At 30.8% G+C, this 6,208-nt stretch carries 7 protein-coding genes; all 7 read right to left on the reverse strand.

The features are described 5' to 3' along the window. Positions 1-203 precede the first annotated feature (203 nt). The 7 genes from Q9R40_RS09375 to Q9R40_RS09405 all read right to left on the reverse strand — a co-directional run bounded on the left by Q9R40_RS09375 (position 204) and on the right by Q9R40_RS09405 (position 6,106). Entirely contained in the window at positions 204-578 is a 375-nt protein-coding gene (locus tag Q9R40_RS09375; protein WP_011161713.1) for a hypothetical protein, read from the reverse strand. An 86-nt stretch (positions 579-664) separates the two neighbouring features. Beyond that, the gene (locus Q9R40_RS09380) at positions 665-853 is read right to left on the reverse strand and encodes a Blp family class II bacteriocin (protein WP_011161712.1); all 189 of its coding nucleotides are present in this window, start codon (positions 851-853) and stop codon (positions 665-667) included. 10 nt (positions 854-863) lie between these two features. Then, positions 864-1,091, reverse strand: coding sequence for a bacteriocin class II family protein (locus tag Q9R40_RS09385; RefSeq protein WP_014567249.1), 228 nt, complete (start codon positions 1,089-1,091; stop codon positions 864-866). 126 nt (positions 1,092-1,217) lie between these two features. After that, complete coding sequence (locus Q9R40_RS09390; RefSeq protein ID WP_304677410.1) at positions 1,218-1,811, reverse strand: HlyD family efflux transporter periplasmic adaptor subunit; 594 nt, start codon at positions 1,809-1,811, stop codon at positions 1,218-1,220. A 10-nt stretch (positions 1,812-1,821) separates the two neighbouring features. Continuing rightward, on the reverse strand, positions 1,822-3,981 hold the full coding sequence (locus tag Q9R40_RS09395) for a peptide cleavage/export ABC transporter (RefSeq protein ID WP_304677411.1): 2,160 nt from the start codon (positions 3,979-3,981) through the stop codon (positions 1,822-1,824). Positions 3,982-3,993: 12 nt separating this feature from the next. After that, positions 3,994-4,791, reverse strand: a complete 798-nt coding sequence (locus Q9R40_RS09400) for a LytTR family DNA-binding domain-containing protein (protein WP_304677412.1) — start codon at positions 4,789-4,791, stop codon at positions 3,994-3,996. A gap of 7 nt (positions 4,792-4,798) precedes the next feature. Further along, positions 4,799-6,106: a GHKL domain-containing protein gene (locus tag Q9R40_RS09405; RefSeq protein ID WP_304677413.1), complete on the reverse strand. Its 1,308-nt coding sequence runs from the start codon at positions 6,104-6,106 to the stop codon at positions 4,799-4,801. Between the last annotated feature and the right edge of the window lie 102 nt (positions 6,107-6,208).

The following is a 6,208-nucleotide window of genomic DNA, read 5'->3' on the forward strand; positions in this document are numbered from 1 at the left end:
TTTCTTTAAGACTAGAGTCATTTATTTTCATAATTTTCCTCATCTCTTATAATTACTGTAGTTTACTAAAAAATTTTACATAAATACTCCATGATAACTATCATGGAGTATTTATATAGCTATTACTTAAAGTCGTTTTACAGACCAATTTGGTATTCTAATTTTTATTTATATACGATTGAAATAGATAAATTATTTAGACTTTATTTTTTGTTTTTCAAAATATACTTACTTATGATTATTAAAGCTGCTCCTCCACCAAAGAAAAGCCAAAACTTGATAGTATAACCAAGATCTGTTGAATTATATAAATTAGTTAAAAAGAGATATATAGGAGCACATAAATAGCATAACCACCATACAAGCTCATATTTTTCATTCCATTTCAATAATTTGGGTGTAACTGAAAAATACATAGTAGTAACTAAAAGTAAAATCACAATAATTATTGCCAATACTTGATTATAAGTAAAATGTAAGCCATACTCATGAACATTTCCGATAAATATTATCAATCCAGTAATCGTAATTACCCATGACAATATCCTTAGACCAATAATTTTATAATGTTTAGTCATTTAAACTACCTACTAATGAATCTATGAATAAAGTAATGCAGTGCTAAATATCAAATCATCACTGTTTTACTTTAATTGACTATAGTTTAATTATGAGTATAGCCAAAATAACCTCCTATTGCTGCACCTCCTACACCACAAATTGCCATTCCCCATGGGCCAAAACTTTTACATGCTTTAATACCAGTTCCTGCGCCACTAGCAGCTGATAAAACAGTATCTCCCCATCGATTTCCACCAACAATCTTTGATAATTCTTTGTCATTTAATTTCATTGTCAAAATCCTACTTTCTTATCTTGCCAAAACCACCTGTTGCAGCTGTAACCCCTGTCCATAAAATAGGAAGATAATGGGCACCAGCTACAGCACATGCAGGTCCACAAATTGTACCACCAACTGTAGCCCCAATCATAGCTGATCCCACTGCTCCTCCCACATTTGTTTGCCAATTATTTCTTCCACCAACAACGACTGCTAAATCTTTATGTGATAAATAATTAAATTGTTTCATGATAGAAACCTCCTAAAATTTTATTTATATGCATAGCTTACTAAAGTTATCATCTTAAGATATAAAATTGACCAATATTGTTCTATTTGTGTCTAAAATTACTTTTATTAACTAAATTAGTATTTTTTACTTATTATTCCTTACCTTATCCAAAAGATATTTTAAATACGTACTCCTACCGGTCATTATCGTCACATTCCCCTGCATCCCATATTTAATATTCTCATCATTAACTTTTGCAGTCGAAATAATTTCGTACATATTTTGTTTATTCATGTTCACAGGATAGACTCCAATTTCCTTTACCTTACCAGTCAAGTGTCTAGTTAAGCCATCTCCAGTAGGTACAGAAAAGGTTAACGACTGTCCCTTTTTAATAGTCGAGACTTTGTCGCTTGTCACATAAGTTACAATTTTTATTTTATTCTTAGCTTTCATAACAGGCATTAAACTAATCCCACTATCTTGATCAACATGAGCTACCCACTTTTGACCATGTTTCGTAACGACTTGTCCCTCATCATAGTTAACATTTTTCTGCTTAATTACAACCGTTGGTTCAACAACACCAACCGAAGAGACTGTATTCTGCCTAACTGCAAAAAAAGATCCAACAAATAAAAGTAAGACAAAAATAGCTGCTGGAATAATAATCATAGTCGAAAAATTTCTATACTTATAGGAATAGAATTCGGTACTTTCATAATTCTTTGCATCCATCTGTACTCACCTATCCCTTCACTAAGTCATAATAAAAGCCATGCATATTCATCAATTCGCTGTGACTGCCTTCTTCAACTATCTGGCCACGATCAATTACAACAACCTTATCTGCTCGTTCCGCAATTGCCAGACGGTGTGCGATAAAAATAATTGTCTTATCTTTGAGCTTCATCAAATTATCAATTACTCTCTTCTCAGTAATTGTATCTAAGCCACTTGTTACTTCATCAAAGATAAATACCTTTGCAGGAGATAATAATGCCCGAGCAATTGTTAACCTTTGTTTTTGTCCACCAGATAGAATTTTTGCATTTTCATCTAATTTTGTTTCAAATTGCAAAGGTAGATTAGCTATTTCTTGGTCAATCTCAGCAATCTGACAAGCCTCTATTACATTTTCTTCAGTGATATCTGGCCTACAACCTAACAACAAATTCTCTCTAACTGTTCCAGAAAAGATATATGGGGTTTGAGGTACATAATTCACATATGATCGCAAGCTATGCTTATTAATCTCACTTGTTGCATGGCCATTTAAAATGACTTGACCCTTACTTGGCGAAAAGAAATCTACTAACAACTTAACCATTGTTGATTTTCCAGATCCACTCATTCCAACAATCGTTAATTTTTCGCCCTGGTTAATTTTTAGATTAATATCTTTTAAGACATCTGCACCATAACCATAGCGATAATCCACATTCTTATATTCAATATTTCCTTCTAGGAGCTTACAATCTTCAATAGCAGTCTTCTGATTGAATTCACTTTTTACTTGATAGACCTCATTCAATCGATTTTGAGCAACACTAGCTGATTGAAGTCGCGGTTGCAGATTAATAATATTTTGCAGTGGATCAATAAAATATGCCAGCAACGCATTAAAAGTCATCAACTGACCAATGCTCAATTGTCCTTGCATTACAACTTTTGCACCAACCCAAAGAATAATTACATTAAGAGATAATTGAATAAATGTCTTGAGTGCTGTCTGCAAGCTCTCAGTTTTGCTGTATTTAAAAGATTTTTTTAAGTAATCTACAAACTGACTATCGATTCTTCTATACCTTGTATTCTCACTATTTAATGCTTTAATTGTTTCAATTCCTTGAATGTCTTCAATAACTGAAGAACTCAAAACAGCATTACTTTCCATTTGCTCATTATTTAATTTTTCAAACTTTTTAGTAAAACCTAGAATTACAACTGCATAAATAGGTAAAGCCAATAATGTGATTCCAAACAAAGTCATACTCTGAGCCGCTAATACTAATCCCATTACGATTACAATTGATAGATCTAAGAAAAGCGAGATAACCGTACTTGCCAAAGCATCAATAATTCTACTTGCATCAGAAAAACGTGAAGTAATTTCACCCGTTCTTCTTGTTACAAAAAATTCCATCGGTAATTCAAAAATATGTCTAATATATTGAAGATTTAAATCAATACTTAATCTTTGTCCTAAAACATTTAGCAAAAAATTCTGTCCATAGGAGAAGATAGAATTAAAGACATAAGCAATTAACAATCCGACTGCTAAGATTGATAAAGTCTGATAAGTACCACTTGGAATATAAGTATCAATTATTCCTTGAACAAAATATGAACTACAGATACTAATTATGGTCATTAATAAAGCGGCTAGAATGATATTAATCATTAGCCGCTTTTGTTTAAACATATATGGAAAGAGAGACCATAGGTTATTCTTCTTTTCTTTAATTGGTTCAAAGTTTTCATTGGGAACCATAAAGAGTGCAATCCCTGTCCATTCTTGAGCGAACCTATCTTTAGGCATTTTTATCACACCAACTGAAGGATCTGGATCGGCAATTAATAAATAATTTTTAGTATTTTTTAGCACCACATAATAGTGAAGCAATTCTCCCTGTTTAAGTACGTGAGCAATAAAAGGATACTGAATACCGTCATCATTAAATAAAGACATATCTGCCTTTACGGCTTCTGTTTTTAAATTAAATTTCTGGGCTGTTTTAACTAACCCTAAAGCAGTTGTTCCTTCAAGATTAGTACGCGCTTCATGACGTAAATGAGCTAAAGATATACGAGAATGATATTGTTTTAAGATCATCGCTAAACAAGCAACTCCGCAATCCATCTCATCTACTTGAGGTACATAAACAGATTTATATTTGAATAACATAAGTCTTACCTTTTATTTAACGTTAATTTCTGGATATTTACTTAGTAAATTTTTGACATTTTTTCTACAACTACGAGCAAATATTACTTCGTCACCATTAGGAAATGTTATTGTCTTTTTCGAAAAATCAATGCTATCAATATTATTTGGATTGACTACGCAAGATTGAGATACTTTAACAAGAAAGTCATTTTCATCACTAATTTTTGAAATATTACTTCTAAATTCAGCTGAACCAGTTTCAGTTATTAACGTAACTTTATGTTGTGTAGGGCTATTTTCAAGATAATAGATATTAGTATCTTCTACCTTATTTATCCTGCGGCCTACTTTATAAACAAGCTCTTTTCTTCCAGACTTTGTAAGATTGTTAATACTTTGAATCGCCCCAGTAATTGTTTCTTCTAGACGCTTCATCATATCATTTTGGTCTAGTGCTTTATTAATATAACCAATTGCACCAATTCGTCTTCGATAAGTTAAGGGGGCATATTTATCATAAGCAGTAACAAAAATAATCTGAGCATTCGGATCTTGTTTTTTGATGAATTCTGCTAAATCTACTCCATTCTTAGCTTCAGAATTTTGACTTAATTCAATATCTAAGAAGTAAATTGCATTTTGAATATCCTTAGCCACTACATAACTTACGACTTGCTCAAAGGTAGTGGCAACTTGCTCTACACTAATCTCCACATTTTCATAAGCTGTATTGTCTTCAACAAAATTATCAACTGCATATCTCACATTATTTGCTAAATTATTCGCTAATGTTCTATCGTCATCACAAATAATTACTGGATATTTCAATATTTTTTCACTCCTCTGGTTCAATTACGAGATAGAAATCAAAGTATTCCTTTGGCACTTCATAAGAAATAGTCATATTTTCGTATTTATTCTTAATATTATTGATATTAGCTAAACCCACGCCAGAGTGACTTTTCTTAGTTGAATAACCACGTTGCTGGATCTGTTTAAGTGAAATTTTCGATTCTCTTCTTTTATTTTGAATTTCATATTCAAACTCACCATTATCATTTGAATTGATCATAATTTCAATATGGGCTTCTTTATTCCGCTCCAATAACTCTTTACTTTCTTCAATTGCATTATCACAACTTATACCAATAATTCTGACTAAATCTAATTCATTAATATTTTTAGGTAATTTAGTAATTTCATCGCTACATTCAAAATTATATGGAATATCTTCGCCATACATTTCTGTTAACTTAGCAATAATGATACTTTTCAGAGACTTTATTTTTATATGATTAACATCTCTATATTTTTCAAATGCTTTTGCATTTAAATTAGCCTTAGTATATTCATCAAGCTTTTGGATTACTTCTTTGGTATTCCCTTCTTGTGCACTGATTTTTAATGAGTTAAACATATTTCGGTAATCATGTCGAAAAGCACGAAGTTCATCTTCGCTCTCTTCTAAATATTGCGCATAGTCTTGTAATTGTTTTTGCTCTTTTATTAATTTATCTTGTTGTGATTTTTTTAAAAGATGCTTTTGAATATTTATTAGTTCCACGTAAGTCGCTATAGCAAAAACTATTTGAACTAATACAAAAATTGTAAAAAATATACTTAATGATGTAACCTTCTTAGTTTGCGCATAAAAAATCATTGTTAAAGTAGTGGAAACATATAGATAGATCAATAGTCCTATAAACACATTGTGATTTTCACTCATTAAATATGAGTAAAGAAACTTATATAATGTTTCAATAATAAAAACTGCAAGAATTATAATGCTAATTTGGACCAATAAATCAAGATAAATTATATCCTCAATATGCAAAAGTTCCATTAAGATGCTATTTAATATATCTATTATGGAATCTACAACTCCCACAATTAAAATTGATCCAACAGCCACGTCTTTTTCTTTACTTTTTCTAAAATAAAATATAAAAAATAAAATTTCTAAAAAAGTAGCTAGTTGAACAATGCCTACACATACAATAGGAAGTAATAATAACACTCCACCGAGAATCAAAATATTTTTTTTACTAGCTGCAATTTGAGAAACTCTAAAAAATATCCATAAATCGGTTACTCCAGAAATAAGCATTAAAAAGCTATAAACTAACAACATTTTTATTTCCAAATGTTGCGTGTCCAGTAAAATATACCTTTATTCCAATTTCCATTAACAAAACCATTTACTCTAGTACCACCAACAACTTCAACCATTTCTTCTTCAGTTAAA

It is taken from the genome of uncultured Lactobacillus sp. (genome assembly GCF_948948975.1).
Taxonomy (GTDB): Bacteria; Bacillota; Bacilli; order Lactobacillales; family Lactobacillaceae; genus Lactobacillus.